This window comes from Kribbella sp. NBC_01510 (genome assembly GCF_045040325.1).
GTDB lineage: Bacteria > Actinomycetota > Actinomycetes > Propionibacteriales > Kribbellaceae > Kribbella.
Genome location: NZ_CP109418.1, coordinates 8513954 through 8530283, shown reverse-complemented (window position 1 = coordinate 8530283; position 16330 = coordinate 8513954). Strand labels below are relative to the sequence as shown.

General features: G+C 68.9%; 17 protein-coding genes. 10 read left to right on the top strand and 7 right to left on the bottom strand.

Annotation, left to right across the window (positions count from 1 at the left end; genetic code table 11):
• The first annotated feature begins 17 nt into the window (after nt 1-17).
• The 3 genes from ftsY (at nt 18) to OG558_RS41630 (ending at nt 2866) form a co-directional block, all read left to right on the top strand.
• Complete coding sequence (gene ftsY, locus OG558_RS41640) at nt 18-1205, top strand: signal recognition particle-docking protein FtsY (protein ID WP_405067952.1); 1188 nt, start codon at nt 18-20, stop codon at nt 1203-1205.
• 64 nt (nt 1206-1269) lie between these two features.
• Nucleotides 1270-1674: a YciI family protein gene (locus OG558_RS41635; RefSeq protein WP_405067951.1), complete on the top strand. Its 405-nt coding sequence runs from the start codon at nt 1270-1272 to the stop codon at nt 1672-1674.
• Complete coding sequence (locus OG558_RS41630; RefSeq protein ID WP_405067950.1) at nt 1655-2866, top strand: RNA polymerase sigma factor; 1212 nt, start codon at nt 1655-1657, stop codon at nt 2864-2866. Before OG558_RS41635 ends, OG558_RS41630 begins: the two co-directional genes overlap by 20 nt.
• Here OG558_RS41630 and OG558_RS41625 read toward each other — a convergent pair.
• The 5 genes from OG558_RS41625 to OG558_RS41605 all read right to left on the bottom strand — a co-directional run bounded on the left by OG558_RS41625 (nt 2859) and on the right by OG558_RS41605 (nt 6840).
• Nucleotides 2859-3512 (bottom strand): DivIVA domain-containing protein, encoded by a 654-nt coding sequence (locus tag OG558_RS41625; protein ID WP_328519430.1) that lies wholly within the window; start codon nt 3510-3512, stop codon nt 2859-2861. The two genes, OG558_RS41630 and OG558_RS41625, sit on opposite strands and share 8 nt — an antisense overlap.
• The gene (locus OG558_RS41620; protein ID WP_405067949.1) at nt 3509-4648 is read right to left on the bottom strand and encodes a globin domain-containing protein; all 1140 of its coding nucleotides are present in this window, start codon (nt 4646-4648) and stop codon (nt 3509-3511) included. Before OG558_RS41620 ends, OG558_RS41625 begins: the two co-directional genes overlap by 4 nt.
• Nucleotides 4649-4655: 7 nt before the next feature.
• Nucleotides 4656-5045 (bottom strand): group 1 truncated hemoglobin, encoded by a 390-nt coding sequence (locus OG558_RS41615; protein ID WP_329479601.1) that lies wholly within the window; start codon nt 5043-5045, stop codon nt 4656-4658.
• A gap of 194 nt (nt 5046-5239) precedes the next feature.
• Complete coding sequence (locus OG558_RS41610; RefSeq protein WP_405067948.1) at nt 5240-6208, bottom strand: asparaginase; 969 nt, start codon at nt 6206-6208, stop codon at nt 5240-5242.
• 56 nt (nt 6209-6264) lie between these two features.
• Nucleotides 6265-6840 carry a helix-turn-helix transcriptional regulator gene (locus OG558_RS41605; RefSeq protein WP_328519434.1) on the bottom strand — a complete coding sequence of 192 codons (576 nt, stop codon included), beginning with the start codon at nt 6838-6840 and terminating at the stop codon, nt 6265-6267.
• A gap of 78 nt (nt 6841-6918) precedes the next feature.
• On the opposite strand from OG558_RS41605, the gene OG558_RS41600 reads away from it, so the two are divergent.
• Genes OG558_RS41600 through OG558_RS41590 form a run of 3 tightly spaced genes read left to right on the top strand, consistent with a single transcriptional unit; the run spans nt 6919 to nt 9589 of the window.
• Nucleotides 6919-7863, top strand: coding sequence for an NAD(P)/FAD-dependent oxidoreductase (locus OG558_RS41600; RefSeq protein WP_405067947.1), 945 nt, complete (start codon nt 6919-6921; stop codon nt 7861-7863).
• Nucleotides 7864-7889: 26 nt separating this feature from the next.
• Nucleotides 7890-8348 (top strand): sigma factor-like helix-turn-helix DNA-binding protein, encoded by a 459-nt coding sequence (locus OG558_RS41595; RefSeq protein WP_329479593.1) that lies wholly within the window; start codon nt 7890-7892, stop codon nt 8346-8348.
• Nucleotides 8345-9589: a hypothetical protein gene (locus OG558_RS41590; RefSeq protein ID WP_405067946.1), complete on the top strand. Its 1245-nt coding sequence runs from the start codon at nt 8345-8347 to the stop codon at nt 9587-9589. Before OG558_RS41595 ends, OG558_RS41590 begins: the two co-directional genes overlap by 4 nt.
• Here OG558_RS41590 and OG558_RS41585 read toward each other — a convergent pair.
• Nucleotides 9518-10189, bottom strand: coding sequence for a TetR/AcrR family transcriptional regulator (locus OG558_RS41585; RefSeq protein ID WP_405067945.1), 672 nt, complete (start codon nt 10187-10189; stop codon nt 9518-9520). The genes OG558_RS41590 and OG558_RS41585 overlap by 72 nt on opposite strands.
• A gap of 251 nt (nt 10190-10440) precedes the next feature.
• Between OG558_RS41585 and OG558_RS41580 the strand changes: the two genes are divergently transcribed.
• The 4 genes from OG558_RS41580 to OG558_RS41565 are packed head-to-tail and all read left to right on the top strand — an operon-like array spanning nt 10441 to nt 15435.
• A complete protein-coding gene (locus tag OG558_RS41580) occupies nt 10441-11790 on the top strand; it encodes an ammonium transporter (RefSeq protein WP_329479586.1) in 1350 nt (449 codons plus the stop codon).
• A complete protein-coding gene (locus OG558_RS41575; protein WP_329479584.1) occupies nt 11787-12125 on the top strand; it encodes a P-II family nitrogen regulator in 339 nt (112 codons plus the stop codon). Before OG558_RS41580 ends, OG558_RS41575 begins: the two co-directional genes overlap by 4 nt.
• Nucleotides 12126-14390, top strand: coding sequence for a [protein-PII] uridylyltransferase (locus tag OG558_RS41570; RefSeq protein WP_405067944.1), 2265 nt, complete (start codon nt 12126-12128; stop codon nt 14388-14390).
• A gap of 10 nt (nt 14391-14400) precedes the next feature.
• On the top strand, nt 14401-15435 hold the full coding sequence (locus OG558_RS41565) for a DUF2332 domain-containing protein (protein WP_405067942.1): 1035 nt from the start codon (nt 14401-14403) through the stop codon (nt 15433-15435).
• Here OG558_RS41565 and OG558_RS41560 read toward each other — a convergent pair.
• Nucleotides 15428-16321 carry an arginase family protein gene (locus OG558_RS41560; protein ID WP_405067941.1) on the bottom strand — a complete coding sequence of 298 codons (894 nt, stop codon included), beginning with the start codon at nt 16319-16321 and terminating at the stop codon, nt 15428-15430. The genes OG558_RS41565 and OG558_RS41560 overlap by 8 nt on opposite strands.
• Nucleotides 16322-16330: the final 9 nt, after the last annotated feature.

The following is a 16330-nucleotide window of genomic DNA, read 5'->3' as shown; positions in this document are numbered from 1 at the left end:
TGTCAAGATGGGGAACCGTGTTGACCCCACAGCTCGTCACTCTGCTCACCGACCAGGCTCTCATCGCCATCATCGTGGTGATCGCGGTCGTCGTGGTCGCCGGTACCACTGGACTGGTCGTCACCCGGCGGCGGAAGGCCGAGCTGCCGCCCGCCGCCCAGCCGGCGTCGCTCGACACCGCGGAGCCGAAGGTCGGCGAGGACGCCGAGGAACCGCGGGACACGCCGACCCGGACGCTGGAGGACGCCGAGCTGCCCGAGGGCGGGGCCCCCACGATCGAGAAGCCGGAGTCCGCACAGGGCCGCCTGGTCCGGCTGCGCGCCCGGCTGGCGCGGTCGCAGGGCTCGCTCGGCAAGGGCCTGCTCGCGCTGCTGTCGCGGGACAAGCTGGACGAAGAGACGTGGGATGACATCGAGACCACACTGATCACCGCGGACGTCGGTGTGGCGCCCACGCAGGAGCTGGTCGAGAAGCTGCGGACCCGGATGCGGGTAGAAGGAGTGAGCGGCGACCAGGCCCGGGAGATCCTCCGCGAGGAGTTGATCGACCTGGTCAACCCGGCGCTGGACCGCTCGCTCAAGGTGAGCCGCAAGGACTCGCAGCCGGCCGTCGTCCTGGTGGTGGGCGTGAACGGGACCGGTAAGACGACCACGATCGGCAAGCTGGCGCGCGTACTGGTCGCCGAGGACAAGCACGTCGTACTGGGTGCGGCGGACACGTTCCGGGCCGCGGCCGCGGATCAGCTGCAGACCTGGGGTGAGCGGGTCGGTGTACGGACGGTCCGTGGGCCTGAGGGCGGCGACCCGGCCAGCATCGCGTTCGACTCGGTCAAGCAGGGCATCGAGGAGGAGGCGGACGTCGTACTGGTCGACACCGCCGGCCGCCTGCACACCAAGACCGGACTGATGGACGAGCTCGGCAAGGTGAAGCGGGTGATCGAGAAGTCCGCCGAGGTGGACGAGGTGCTGCTCGTGATCGACGCCACGACCGGCCAGAACGGACTGACCCAGGCACGCGTGTTCGCCGAGGTCATCGACGTCACCGGCCTCGTTCTGACCAAGCTGGACGGTACGGCGAAGGGCGGCATCGTGATCGCGGTGCAGCGCGAGCTCGGCGTACCGGTCAAGCTCGTCGGCCTCGGTGAGGGACCCGACGATCTGGCACCGTTCGACGCTGAGCAGTTCGTCGACGCATTGCTCGACTGAGGCATGTAGAGACGGCTGCGGCGGCTTCGTCCTCCGGGTGAATGGACTTCGAGGAGGAGATGACATGACCAGGTTCCTGTTGTTGATGAACTACGACCCCGGCAACGTCGACACGCCGATGCTCGAGTGGGACGAGGCGGACATCAAGGCGCACATGCAGTTCCTCAGCGACCACCTGGAGCGGTTGCGGCACAGTGGCGAACTGGTGGAGGCCCAGGCGCTGACCTGGCCGCAACACGCGAAGGTCGTCCGCGCGGCCAGCGTCAGTGCGCCAGTGCTGACCGACGGTCCGTACGCCGAGTCCAAGGAGGTCCTGGCCGGCTACACGATGGTCGATGTGGAGTCGGAGGAGCGCGCGCTGGAGATCGCGGCCGAGCAGTCGGCCGCGCCCGGTCCGGGCGGGATCCCGATCGAGCAGCCGATCGAGGTCCGCCGGGTGATGGAGTCGGATGCCGACGTCTTCGAATGAGCATCGCCTCGAGGACCTGCTGCGTGAACTGACGCCGCAGGTCCTCGGTGCGGTCGTCCGGTGGTCCGGCGACTTTGCCGCGGCCGAGGACGCCGTCCAGGAGGCGCTGCTGGCGGCGGCGCTGAGGTGGCCCAAGGAGGGTACGCCGGACAACCCGAAGGCATGGCTGATCCAGACCGCGTCCCGGCGGCTGATCGACGAGGTCCGGCAAGTGCAGGCGCGGCGGCGCCGGGAAGAGCGGGCCGCGCTGCGGGACCTCCCGCCGGAGGACGTCGAGGAGCGGGACGACACGCTCCAGTTGCTGTTCCTGTGCAGCTATCCGGCTCTGACCCCGGCGTCGGCGATCGCGCTGACGTTGCGCGCCGTCGGCGGGCTCACGACGGCCGAGATCGCCACCGCCTATCTGGTGCCTGAGGCAACGATGGCGCAGCGGATCAGCCGGGCCAAGCAGAAGATCAAGGGGGCGGCCTTCGAGCTCGACGCGAGCGAGGAACGGCTGCGCAACGTGCTACACGTGCTCTATCTGATGTTCAACGAGGGCTACACGACCAGCAGCGGTCCAGAGCTGCAGCGCAGCGACCTTTCCGGCGAGGCGATCCGGCTGACCCGCACAGTGCACGCACTGCTGCCGGACAACGGTCAGGTCACCGGTCTGCTCGCGCTGATGCTCCTGAACGACGCCCGCCGCCCCGCACGCACCGGCAGCGCCGGAGAGCTCATTCCGCTCGCGGAGCAGGACCGCACGCTCTGGAACCAGGACTACATCACGGAAGGCGTGGCACTCGCGGTCGAAGCGTTCAGCACGCCGCCCCTCGGTGAGTACCAGCTCCAGGCCGCGATCGCCGCACTGCACGACGAGGTGGACCGCGCCGAGGACACCGACTGGCCGCAGATCCTCGCGCTGTACGGCCTGCTGGAGGACTTGTCCGGCAATCCCATGGTGAAGCTCAACCGTGCCATCGCGGCGGCCATGGTGGACGGCCCAGACACCGGACTGAAGCTCCTCGAACCGCTCGACGAGGAACTGGCCGGCCACTACCGGCTGGACGCCACCCGTGCGCACCTCTACGAACTGCGCGGCGACCACGCGACCGCCGCGGAGCACTTCCGCGCTGCCGCCCGCGGTACGACGAGCGTGCCGGAGCGCGACTACCTCACGAGGAAGGCAGCCGCGCTCCCGCGGATCAAATAGGCCGCCGATGGCCCGCCGCGGACCGGGTGTCCAGCACGGCGTTGTCGGCCGCGGCGGACAGGTCCGTCCACCACAGGACCTCCTCCTGAGGCGTCGCTTCGTCGGTACTCGCGTCGGCCCGCACCTGCGGCAACTTGCCTAGCCGATCGACCTGCTCCGCCAATGCATCGAGGACGGACCGGAGTTGCACATGGGCCACCCGGGTGAAGGTCTGGACGTACTCGAGGTCGGCCACCGGGGCATCACCCGGTGGCATGTGCTTGACCGCCGATTCCACCGACTCCTTGGCTTGGGCCAGCGCGTCCCGCTGCTGGGTGCGAGCAGACTCCACCAGGTCCTTGGCGTACTGCTCGGCCTCGGCCACCAGGTTGTCCGAGATCTGTTGTGCCTGGCTGAGCAGTCCGACCGCGTGCGCGGTGATGTGAGCCCGCTGATCCGCGTCCGGCGTGCTGGCGCGCAGGCGCTCGACTTCGGCACGCAGTTCGGCCCGGTCCGCATCGGCGTACTCTATCTGGTCGGCCAGCTCGCCCAGGTACGCCATTACTTCGCTCTGGTCCAGGCCCTTCCGGCGAGTGCCGAAGGTCTGGTTCCGGATGGCGTACGGCGACTGGGCCGGTCTCCGGGCGAACGGGTCTTGGCGCGTCACTGCTGACTCCCTGCCGAGGTCGTGATCCCCAAAGATTCGGTGTGGATATCGGTCTCCGGCACACCCGCTTCGGTGAGCTCGGCGACGGTGTGCCGGACCATGGCGGGCGAGCCGCACACCAGGGTGGTGCGGTTCGGCCACGGCCCCTGGGCGGCCGCGATCGCGCCGACCTGCCCCCGCTGTCCGGGGTACGACGTGTCGTCGGACACGACGGGGGTGTAGTTGAACCACGGCCGCTGGGTGAGACTGGTCAGCTGCTTGTGCTCGTAGAGGTTCCATGGCATCCGGGCCCCGTGGAACAGATGCACCCGCGGGACCTGGCTCGGTGGCGTGCGCCGGTCCAGTTGCTCGAGCATGGCCCGGAACGGAGCCAGTCCGGTGCCGCCGGCGATCATCACGAGGTCCCGGCCGTCGTCCTCCGGCAGCTTCAGCGTGTCGCCGACCGGAGCGCCGATCCGGACCGCGTCACCGCGCCGCAGCGACCGGACCGCCGGGCCGCTGACCTGGCCGCCGGGGACCAGGCCGATGTGCAGTTCGAAGGACCCGTCACTGCGCGGTGCGTTGGCCGGGCTGTAGTAGCGCCAGCGCCGTGGCCGGTAGGGAATCTCCATCGCCACCGACTGACCGGGCCGATAGTCGAGCGGCTGCTCCGGGTGGATCTGCACGATGGTCACGTCCATCGTGCGTCGATCCACCCCGAGGACCTCGCCGGGCCACCAGGCCGGGGAGTTCTCCGCCGAGTCCTCGGCGGCCTGGACCATCACCGTCGCGACCAGGCCGTACGCCTCCGCCCAGTCAGCGGCCAGCTCGGACGTCCAGGCCGCGCCCAGGAAGTGCTGCAGCGTCGCGAGCAGCGACGCGCCGACAGCGGAGTAGTGGTCGGCCACGACGGAGAACCGCCGATGATCGCGGCCGAGTTGTTGCAGGAACGGCACCACCTCGTCGAGTTGGGTTGCGTTGCTGACCACGGCGCCGAGGGCGCCGACCAGCTTGTCGCGCTGGGCGGCCATCGAGACCGGGAACATCTCCCGGACCTCGGGATGGGACAAGAACAGGTGGGAGTAGAAGAACAGCGGCACCTCGTCGCCCGCCTTGGCGACCAATGCCCAGCTGCTCTTCAGAGCGGCCGGGTCCATCCCCGGGTCAGTTCGCGCTGACGATGTCGTCCTGGGTGGCCCCCAGCGCTGTCACCACCCGGCCGGTGATGTCCTCGGGTACGTCGTGCGCCTCCAAGGCCGCCACCAGATGCACGACCACCTTGCCGAAGTCGTCAGTGGTGATGCCGCGGCCCTTGTGCGCGTCGGCCAGCGCCGGGCCGTCGTACGAGACCGGGCCGCCCATCACCTGGGAGACCAGTTGCACCTGGTGTCGCTTCAGCCGGGCCAGATCGCTGTCCGCGAAGTAGCCGGACAACTGCGGATCGGCGAGGACGTTGCGGTAGAAGAGATCTACCACCGAGGCGATCGCCGGACCACCGCCGACCGCCTGGTAATCGCTGTTCCCCGTCGTGCTGGCCTGTGTCTGCTCGACCACGGCGCAACCATCTCCAAACCATTCGATATGGGTCCCCGAGCGTAACGATCCGAGCACCAACTGGCGCCGAGGTCAAGTTGAGGCTACGGAATTGCCACGATCCGTCCGATCTTCGTGGCAGCCGGTTTGGCCGCTCCGATCCGGGGTATTAGAGACTGCCTGGTCCGTTTTCAGAAAGGTGCCTAAGGCAATGATCAGTGGTACTGCGCGAAGGCGGCGGTGATCTCGTCCGGATCCTCATTTGTTGCCAGCAGCAAGCGAAGCAGGACGCGCGCCTTGTACGGGTCGAGGAAGCCGGCGTCGATCAGTCCGCGCTGCAACAGGTCGGACTCCGATCCCACGGACCGGTAGGTGTTGCGTAGTACCGAGCCGGCTCCGGTCCGCGAGGTCAGGACGACCGGCATCGCGGCAGCCAGCTCGCCGAGCACCGGCGCGAGCGCGGCCGGCACGTGCCCTACGCCGAAGGCGGCGACGACCAGGCCCTGGTGCGTATCGCGCAACCCCTGCAGCAGCAGCCCATCGTCGTCCATCGTGACGGTGTACAGCGCCACCCGGGTCGCGTCGAGCGTGGCCGGCTCAGCACTGCCGTGTACGCCGTCGAGGCGCAATGGGCGCGTGAGGACGCGGACGCGATCCTCGACCACGTGACCGATCGGACCGGTGTTGGGGGAGACGAACGTCGCCGTACTCGTGCTGTGCGTCTTGCGCACCCATCGGGCCGCGTGGATCTCGTCCTTGAACACGACCAGTGCGCCGAGGTCGCGGGCCGCGGGAGAGCAGGCGACGCGGAGGGCAGCCAGCAGGTTCGCGGGGCCGTCAGGGCCGGCCAGCGTCGGATTGCGCATCGCACCCGTGAGCACGAACGGCTGCGGGTGCGGCCAGATCTGGTCGACCAGGAATGCGGTCTCTTCCAGAGTGTCTGTGCCCTGAGTGACCACGACACCGGTGGCGCCGGCGGCCACGGCCTTCGATGCCGCGTCGACGACCTCGAGCATCTTCGCAGCGGTCAGGTTGGCACTCGGCACTGCCTCGATGTCCTGGATCTCTACCGGCCGGCCCAGCTCGGAAAGGCCGGGGACGGCGGCGGCCAGAGCCTCGCCGGTCAGCCGGTGGCCGCCGGCCATGGCGATGGTGCCGCCCAAGGTGAACAATGCGATGCTCACTACCAGTTCCTCCTCAGTCACACGGACCCGCCCGACAGACGGCCGCAGCCTACTGGCTACCGGGTGCGGGCCCGGACGTGCATGCGCTCCCCTTGCGGGCCGTACAGGCACAGCGCCTCGGTCGGCCCCGGACCAGGGTTGCCGAACCAGTGCGGCACGCGCGTGTCGAACTCCGCCACCTCGCCCTCCTTCAGCACGAAGTCCTGGTCGCCGAGCACCAGCCGGAGCTGTCCGGACAGCACATAGATCCAGTCGTACCCCTCGTGCATCTTCTGCTGCACGTCACCGCCGGGGTAGCCCTCCGGCAGGATCTGCTTGAACGCCTGCAGCCCACCCGGGCGCCTGGTCAGGGGGATGTGCACGGTGCCGTTGTGCCTGATCGGCTTGGCATGGATCCGCGGGTCACCGGTCGGCGGTGCGTCCACCAGTTCGTCCAGCTGCACCTGGTGGGCCCGTGCGAGTGGCAGGAGCAGTTCGAGTGTCGGCCGCCGTTGCCCGGACTCCAGCCGGGACAGCGTGCTCACCGAGATCCCGGTGGACTCGGACAGCTGGGCCAGCGTGGTGCCGCGCTCGACCCGCAGCGCGCGCAACCGCGGCCCGACCGCTTCGAGAACGTCGTCGAGGGTGTCCATGTTGCCATTGTGGCAAACAAAGTTGTCGAAAACGAAAACCATCGCGGATCCTCGGACCATCAGCGAGAGGAGCCGGAGATGAAGAAGTACGACGTGATCGTGATCGGCGGGGGAGCCGCGGGGCTGAGCGGGGCGATGGCGCTGGCACGCTCCCGCCGCTCGGTGCTGGTGATCGACGACGCCACGCCTCGCAATGCGCCGGCCGAGGGCGTGCACAACTACCTGACCCGCGACGGCATCCCGCCGAGCGAGCTGACCGCGATCGGCCGTCAGGAGGTGATCGGGTACGGCGGTGAAGTCGTGAGCGGCACCGTGACCACGGCCGGCCGGGACGGCGACTTCACAGTCGGTCTCGCGGACGGTACGACGTACCAGGGCCGGCGACTGCTGGTGACGACCGGGCTGGTCGACGTGTTGCCCGACGTACCCGGGCTGGCGGAGCGATGGGGCAAGGACGTGCTGCACTGCCCGTACTGCCACGGCTGGGAGGTGCGCGACCAGGCGATCGGCGTACTGGCGACCAGTGCGATGGCGCTGCACCAGGTGCAGATGTTCCGGCAGTTGAGTGACGACATCACGCTGTTCCTGCACACGGCACCGGAGTTGACCGAAGAGCAGTGGGAGGAGCTCGCTGCGCGCGGAATCGCCGTAGTACAAGGGAAGGTCGAGCAGCTCGAGGTGGAGGACGGCAAGCTGACCGGAGTCCGGCTGGAGGGCGGCAACGTCATCCCGCGGCAGGCTCTTGCGGTCCAGACCACAGTGCGGGCGCGGGCGAACTTCCTGGCCGACCTGGGTCTGGAGCCGACCGTCCGCGAGGCCAACGGCGTCGAGATCGGCACGGCCATCCCGGTCGACGCGAGGGGTGCGACCGAGGTGCCGGGAGTCTTCGCGGCCGGCAACGTGACCGATCCGATGGCCCAGGTGATGTCGTCCGCGGCCGCCGGCCTGATGACCGGCGCCGGTATCAACTTCGACCTGATCACCGAAGAGACACGTCTGGCGGTAGCAGCGCGGAGTAGTTGAGGAGTTGAATAGGGGAGGGAGGGTGGATGCGCGAGACGGTCGACCCGGACTTCGCCTCGTATGTCGATGCGCGGCAGGGCAGATGGCTCCGGACGGCGTACCTGGTGTACGGCGATCTGGAGCGAGCCGAGGAGGCACTTCTACGCGCCTTCACGCGGTTGTCGCTGCGCTGGACCAGGGTGGACGACCCGGATGCGTTCGTCCAGCGGATGCTGTACCAACCGGCGCTGGCGCGCTGGAGCCGGGTGAAGGCGTTCCCGGACGAGGACGACCCGGTCAAGCTCGCACTCGCCGACCTGACGCCGGTGCAACGGACAGTGCTCGTGCTGCTGCACCTCGAGGAGCTCACCGAGTACGAGGTGGCCGACGTACTCGGCATCTCGTACACGGCGGCGCACACGCACGGGCTGACGGCCTTCAGCCGGTTCAACAAGGCGCTCGGGCTGGGGGACTGGCGTGACGCGGACAGGGGTGAGGCGCGGTGAGGCGCGAGGACGTCCAGCCGCTGCTCGCCCGGGCGGTCGGCCGGCTTCCGGAGCCGGACCTGGCCGACGCGGCCTGGGCGGAGGGCGTCGCCATCCGGCAACGCCGGCGCCGCAGTGTCCTCGTCGGACTTGTGGTCGTGGTCCTGATCGCCGTCATCGCCGCGATCGGGTTCGGAGTCAGCTCCGGCAAGGGGGCTGAACTCGTCCCACCGACCACTCCGCCTACGAACCCGCCTGACTACGTCGCACCGGCCGGACAGATCGCCGGGATCGACTACTGGGTGGCCCCGCCGTCCGGGAGCGAGCGCTTCCTCGACCGGCTCGAAACCCCGCTGGGCGACAGTCTGCAGTTGCCCAGCAACGCAAAACCGTTGTCCGAGCACCCGATCGACCGGATTGCCGCCGTCGTGCTGGAGAAGCGTGGCGACACGTACGGGCCGTTGCTGCTGGGCGCCGATGCGTCCTGGTCGCGTGCCGACGTGCAGTTGGTGCCGATCGCCACCGGGTCGCCGTTGAGCCCGGGCGCCGTGTCACCCGACGGCCGGATCGCCGCGTTCCCGCAGCCGGGGGAGCTCGTTACGGTCAACGCCGGGACGGCGGAGGTCAGCCACTACGACGTACCGACCGAAGACCTCCGCAGCGTGTCCTGGCTCGGAGACGCCCAGCGCGTACTCGTCAGCGGACCTGGTGTGGCCTACCGCGTCCTGGTGGGCGAGGGCGGGTTCGGCGAGGGACCACTGGTCAAGGTCAACGGGGCCAAGGACGCTGATGCGGTCACAGCGCCGTTCCGGTTGGACGGCGGGTCAGTGGGCCGGTACACGGTCAGCGGACAGTGGATCGAGGACAGCCCCCTGGCGCTCCCGGTCCGGTTCTGGGTCGGCCAGACCTTCTCGACGAGCAGCATCGCCGCCCGGCTCTTCGTCTCCAACGACCTTCCTCAAGTCCCGACGAAGGTCTCGCAACCCCAGGTCCTGGCGGCGATCTCCACTCTGCGCGCTCAGCCCAGTCGCCTGCTGGTGCTGGGCGAGCCGGTCGGCGGGCCGCCGAGGACGCCCCGGGCCGACCGCGCCTACGTGCGCGAGCCCGGCTGTTGCTCCGTCCTGGGCTGGTACGGCGACGGCACTCCACTGCTGCAGGTCCGAGGCTGGGTCTTGGCCTGGGACCTGTCCTCAGGCAGAGTGCGGCGAGTCACCGAACTCGGCGTGGACGGTCTGGCCGTCGGACCAGGCATCCGACCCTGAACCGTCCTTCAAGATGGCCCGCAGGGTGATATCCACCAGGCGGTCCGCGTCTTCGGGCAGCGGCATCGGCTCCCCGGTCAGCGCGCGGATGATGAATACCCCGGCGAGCCACTGGACCATCAGCACCGGGTCCGCGGTCGCCCGAATCGGCTCGCCCCGGTCCCGGGCCCGGTCCAGGGCGTCCCTGGTTTGCTCGATCCGGCGCCCCAGGAAGTCGCGGTAGATCGCGGCGGACCGGACATCCCGGTTCGCCTCCGACACCGCGAGGCGGATCAATGCAAGTCCCCTTTCACTGTTCACGAAGCTCAGTGCATAGCTGTAGACCTGGCGCAGATCGCCGGCGATCGAGCCGGTGTCGGCATCAGGGATCTCCAGGTCGAACAGTTGGGCCATCGCGTCGCTGGCGAGCAGCTCTTTGCTCGCCCAGCGCCGATAGATCGTCGCTTTGCCGACTCCCGCGGCCTCGGCGACGTCGTCGACGGTCATCCCGTCGAATCCCCGCTCGAGGAGCAGTTTCAGCGCGTACTGCCGGATCCTCGGCTCGGCGTCGGGGTCTCGTGGTCGGCCACGGCGCGGCCTCACATCGTGGTTGGTCTCCATTTCTCGTCCCCAGGTCGGACGGGTGCAGTGGCGCGGCTGCTGGCCCGTGTGGTCCAGGCCAGAGTGCCACATGTTCGCCGATGTCACCTCGATGTCACCTGGGAGGGCGCTTTGTCACATGCCTGAAACAAACGGACCGATCGGCTGAAACGGCGCGCCGACACCGTTTGCGGTGTGGCTGAGCGCGGGCTCCCCGGCGTTGTGGAGTCTCCCGACTGAGGACGCCGGCCACCCCCAGAACGATGGAAGGGATGACGTTGATGGAGATCAACGCCGGCGATACCGCCTGGGTCTTGGCAAGCGCCGCCCTGGTGATGCTGATGACACCAGGCCTGGCCTTCTTCTACGGCGGCATGGTGCGCATGAAGAGCGTGCTGAACATGATGATGATGAGTTTCATCACCATCGCCGTCGTCACGATCATGTGGGTGGTGGTCGGCTACTCTTTGACGTTCGCCGGCGACACCGGGCATGTGGTCGGTGACTTCTCCGAAGTCGGCCTGAAGGGCCTGATGTCCCCGGACGCGGTGAGCGGCTCGACGCCGACGCTCGCGTTCGTCGCGTTCCAGTTGATGTTCGCGATCATCACGCCGGCGCTGATCTCGGGTGCGATCGCGGACCGGGCCACCTTCCGTGGCTGGATAGCGTTCGTCGTGGGCTGGACGCTCCTGGTGTACTTCCCGGTCGCGCACTCGGTCTGGTTCCTGCAGGACGGCGAGGGCGGCTGGATCGGCGACAAGCTGAAGGCGGTCGACTTCGCCGGTGGTACGGCGGTGCACGTGAACGCCGGTGCCGCCGCCCTCGCGCTGGCGATCGTGCTCGGCAAGCGGATCGGCTGGAAGAAGGACCCGATGCGGCCGCACAGCCTGCCGCTGGTCATCCTCGGCGGCGGCCTGCTGTGGTTCGGCTGGTTCGGCTTCAACGCGGGCTCCGCGCTGAGCGCCGGCACCACCGCCGCGGTCACCTTCGTGAACACCCAGGCCGCCACCGCCGCCGCCGTGATCGGCTGGCTGATCATCGAGCGGATCCGGCACGGCAAGGCCACCACGCTGGGCATGGCGTCCGGTGCGGTCGCCGGTCTGGTCGCGATCACCCCGTCCTGTGGCGCGGTCACCCCGGTCGGTGCGATCATCCTCGGCCTGCTGGCCGGCGCTGTCTGCTGCTTCGCGGTCTCGCTGAAGTACAAGTTCGGCTTCGACGATTCGCTTGACGTGGTCGGCGTACACCTCGTCGGCGGTCTGTTCGGCTCGCTGATGATCGGCCTCCTCGGTACGGCGGCGGCCCCGTCGGCGGTCAACGGCCTGTTCTACGGCGGCGGTGTCTCGCAGCTGGGCAAGCAGGCGCTGGCCAACCTGGTGGTCGGTGTGTACTCCTTCACGGTGGCGTTCATCCTGGGCAAGGTGATCGACATGACCATCGGCTTCCGGGTCACGGAGGACGACGAGGTCACCGGTGTGGACCAGGTCGAGCACGCGGAGACGGCGTACGACTTCCTGGGCGCGTCGGGTCTGCGTGGGCACACCCCGCTGGCCAGGCCGAGCACCGCTGAGACCGAGAATGGCACCACCGAGACGTCCGAGAAGGAAGGTGCGAACGCATGAAGCTGATCACCGCGGTGGTCAAGCCGCACAAGCTGGAGGACGTCCGGGCCGCGCTGGAGACGTTCGGCGTCACCGGCATGACGGTCACCGAGGCGAGCGGCTACGGCCGGCAGAAGGGCCACACCGAGGTCTACCGCGGCGCCGAGTACGAGGTGGACCTGGTCCCGAAGGTCCGGCTCGAGGTCGTCGTCGAGGACGGTGACAGCGGGGACGTGGTGGACGTGATCGTCAAGGCCGCGCAGACCGGCAAGATCGGCGACGGCAAGGTCTGGGTCACCCCGGTCGAGACCATCGTCCGGGTGCGGACCGGAGAACTGGACGGAGACGCCCTCTAGATGGTGAACCGAGCAGAACAGCGGCGCGCTCGTGCCGAGGAGGCCGACGCGCTGCTGTACCTGCTCCTCTCCAAGGCCTGTGACGCCCTCGGTGTACCTGCCGAGGGCGTCGCGCTGGTCGCGGTCGGCGGCTATGGCCGGGAGGAGCTGTCGCCGTACAGCGATCTCGACGTGATGCTCGTGCACGTCGAGGGGTACCCACGGGTGGACGAGCTGGCCGCACAGATCTGGTATCCGCTCTGGGACTCGCGGACCAAGCTGGACCACAGTGTCCGGACCCTCGCGGAAGCGCGGAAGGCAGCAGCCGACGACGTTCGCGTCGCGCTCGGCCTGCTGGATGCGCGCCACGTCGCGGGGGACTCGCACCTCACGCTGGAGCTGAGGTCGGTGCTGATGGCGGACTGGCGGCGTACCGCTCGCTCCAGGTTGCCTGAGCTGGCCCAGGCCTGCCGTGACCGGGCCTCGACCGTCGGAGAACTCGCGCATCTCGCCGAGCCCGACCTGAAGGAGGCGTACGGCGGTCTGCGAGATGCCGTCGTCCTGCGCGCGTTGGTGGCGTCGTGGTTGGTCGACGTACCGCATCCGGTCGTCGAGCGGGCGCGGCTGGACCTGCTGAACATTCGCGACGAGCTGCACACGGTCGCCGGTCGTTCCACCGACAGACTGGTCGCCGACCTCGCCGGTGAGGTCGCAGCCGGGCTCGGTCTGTCCGGGCGCGATGAATTGCTGCGGCACGTGTACTCGACCGGTCGCACACTCGCGCATGTGTGTGACGTGTCCTGGCGACGGGTCGAGAGCCTGATGACCAAGCCGCCACGGTCCAGGCGCCGGCAGCGGACCGGTGGGCCATTGCTGCTGGCACTCGATGAGGGAGTCGGGCAGCACGAGGGTGAAGTCGTGCTGATGCCGGATGCGCGGCCGGAGCGCGACGCAGTACTCGGGCTGCGGGCTGCCGCGGTCGCCGCCGATCGTGAACTCGTCCTGTCGCCTGCTGTGTGCGCGCGATTGGCGTCGTCCGCTGCTGACCTGGGTGAGCCATGGCCGGGTGAGGCGCGGCGGCTGCTGTGCGCGCTGTTGGGTGCGGGCAGCGGGCTGCTCGAGGTGTGGGAGGCGCTGGACCAGGCCGGCTACATCTCGCGGATCCTGCCCGAGTGGGACACAGTGCGGTTCCGGCCGCCGCAGTCAGCGGTCCACCGCTTCACTGTTGACCGGCATTTGCTGGAGACCTGTGTCGAGGCTTCCAAGATGGTGCGCGACGTACGGCGGCCCGACCTGTTGCTGGTCGCCGCACTGCTGCATGACCTCGGGAAGGCGGTCGACGGCGACCACAGTGTCACCGGTGCGGTCATCGCGGGGCGAGCGGCCCGGCGACTCGGCTTCATCGACGCGGATGCGGACACGATCGGCCTCCTGGTCCGGCAGCACCTCATGCTCGCTCAGGTCGCTACCCGCCGGGACCTCGACGACCCGATGACGGTGGACCTGGTGGCTGGGATCGTCCGCACCACCGAGACGCTCGACCTGCTGGAGGCGCTCACGTACGCCGATGCCCGGGCGGCGGGTCCGGCTGCGTCATCACCGTGGCGGATGCGTCTGGTCGGTGAGCTGTGCCGGCGCGTCCGCGGTGAGCTGTCCGGGGGAGGGGAGGGCATGTGGACCGATGCTCCGCCGATCCCCGTACCGGTCCTGCACCAGGTGGTCGGTGTCGGGCGGCTCGGGCTGACAGTGACCGAGCATCACGGTGACGTGCGCGTCAACGTCGCCGTACCCGACCAAGTGGGGACGCTGTCGACGGTTGCCGCCGTACTGGCTGTGGAGCGGCTCGCTGTGCGGTCCGCGGTCATCACCTCCGTTGAAGGCCTGGGCATCTCGCAGTGGACCGTCGCTGGATCGCCGCCCGACCCGGTGCGGTTGCGTGACCGGCTCGCTGTGGCGCTGCGGGACGACACCGATCTCGTACGACGCTTGGCCGCGCGCGACTCGTCGGCTCTGAAGCAGCGGGTGGCCAGCCGGGTCGATCTGTTGCCTGGAGCTTCGGAGACGGCGACTGTGCTGCAGGTGCGGGCTCACGACCGTCCCGGCCTGCTCTACGACGTCACGGCGGCCATAGCTTCGACCGGGGCCGACATCCGCTCCGCCCATGTCAGCACGCTGGGTGCTGAGTGTGTGGATGTCTTCTACCTCACGGACGACCATGGCTCGCCCCTCGAGGACGAGGACGCGCGGACGACGGCAAAGTCGGTACTGGATCGCCTGACCTTCTAGTCTCGGCTGTGTGCATGTCGTAGAGGCGCTTCAGCGCCAGGCCGTTGCTTGTGAGGACCTCGGGTCGCCCATGTACGCCGAACTGTGTCGGCTGATCGTGGACGACTACGAGGTGGGCGGTCCGTCGGTCGAGGTACTGGCCGGCTATGAGGACCGATCGTTCGGTGAGGCGATCGGACTGCGATTGCTGGGCGCAGTCCATGGGCTGGTGCTGGCGGGGGAGGTGCCCGAGCTCGCCGCGTTCTACCCGAGTGTCGGCGGGGTGTGGGATCCGGTGCTGGGGTGGGAGGCGTTCGCTCAGGTCCTGGAGTCACGGTCCGGGGAAGTGCGGTCGTTGCTGACACAGCCGCCGCAGACCAACGAGGTGGGCCGCGCGGCCGCGCTCTATGGCGGTCTGCTGCAGCTGGTCGAGACGATGCCGCTGCCTGTGCGGCTGTTCGAGATCGGGGCTAGTGCTGGGCTCAATCTGCGGGCGGACCAGTTCCGGTACTTGGCGGATGGGACGTCGTACGGTCCGGCTGACAGTCCCGTGGTGTTCGAGTCGGCGTGGACCGGGCGGACGTTGAAGCCGGCGCCGCTGCGGATCGCGGAGCGAGTGGGTTGCGACATCGCGCCGGTGAACCCGCTGACGGAGGAGGGCGCTCGTACGCTCACGTCGTACGTCTGGCCCGACATGGCTGAGCGGCTGGAGCGGTTGCGTGGTGCGCTGGCGATCGCCCGGCAGGTGCCGGCCGACGTACGACGGGAGGGCGCAGTCGCGTTCTTGCGGGGGATGGAGTTGTCTCCGGGGCACGTGACCGTGGTGTGGCACTCGATCATGTGGCAGTACTTGCCCGCGGACGATCGGGCAGCTGTGGATGACCGGTTGGCGGAGCTCGGCTCGGAGGCGTCCGAGTCTGCTCCATTGGCGCGGCTCCGACTCGAACCGATGCGACGAGGCGAGTCGTACGAGTTCGTGGTCGAGCTGCAGACCTGGCCGGGCGGGGAACGGCGGATCCTCGGGCACGCCGAGCCGCACGGGCAGGGGCTGGTCTGGGTCAGCTGAAGGAGGCCACCAAGGTGTCGGTGAGCTCGGCCGCGTAGCTGCCGTCGGGATCCAGATCGGGGTCGTAGATGCCGATGTCGATCCCGCTGCACCGGGGGGACGCGAGCAACGGTCGGAGCAGGGCCTGGAGGTGGGCGTGATCGATGCCGCCCGGGTCAGGACTGTCCACGGCGGGCATCACCTCGGCGTCGAGGATGTCGACATCCAGGTGCACCCAGAACCCGTCGAGCTCGTCTCGCTCCAAGTGCTCGAGGACTCGAGTCGCTGCCCGAGCGGGATCCGCCGCGATCGTCAGCGCCGGCCACACCGGGATCCCGGCCATCTCGACGTCCGCGACGTACTCGTCGTCTTCCCGGATCCCGAGGAGCGCCGCGTCGGTGTCGAGAGTGTAGGGGCCGAGGTCCTCGAGGTTGGTGAGATCCGCCTGTCCGCGCCCGGTGACCAGTGCGAGCGCCTCGCCTCCCGCGGCCCCGACGTACGGCGAGTTGTCGACCGTCCGGAAGTCCGAGTGGCCGTCCAGGTACACCACGCCGTACCGCCCACGCCGCTTCATCGCCAACGCCGGCCCCAGCAGGTTGCTGCACTCACCCCCCAGCAACACCACAAACTTCTCGTCGTCGAGCAACTTGCCCACCCGATCCGCCAGCTTCACCGTGTACGACGCCATCTGCGGTGCGTTGAACACTCCGTCCCCCGGCTTCCACCCACCCCGGTCATACCGTGGCGGCGTCACACAGCCCGCATCCCCCGCCCCGATCCGCCCCAAGAACCCCTGATCCCTGATCGCCCCCGCCAACTTGTAACACCCCGGCACCGCCCCGACCACCGGCGCCCGCAAACCCAGGTTGGAAGGCCCGTCCACCACCACCACCCGACTCCGGGCCACCACGGTCTC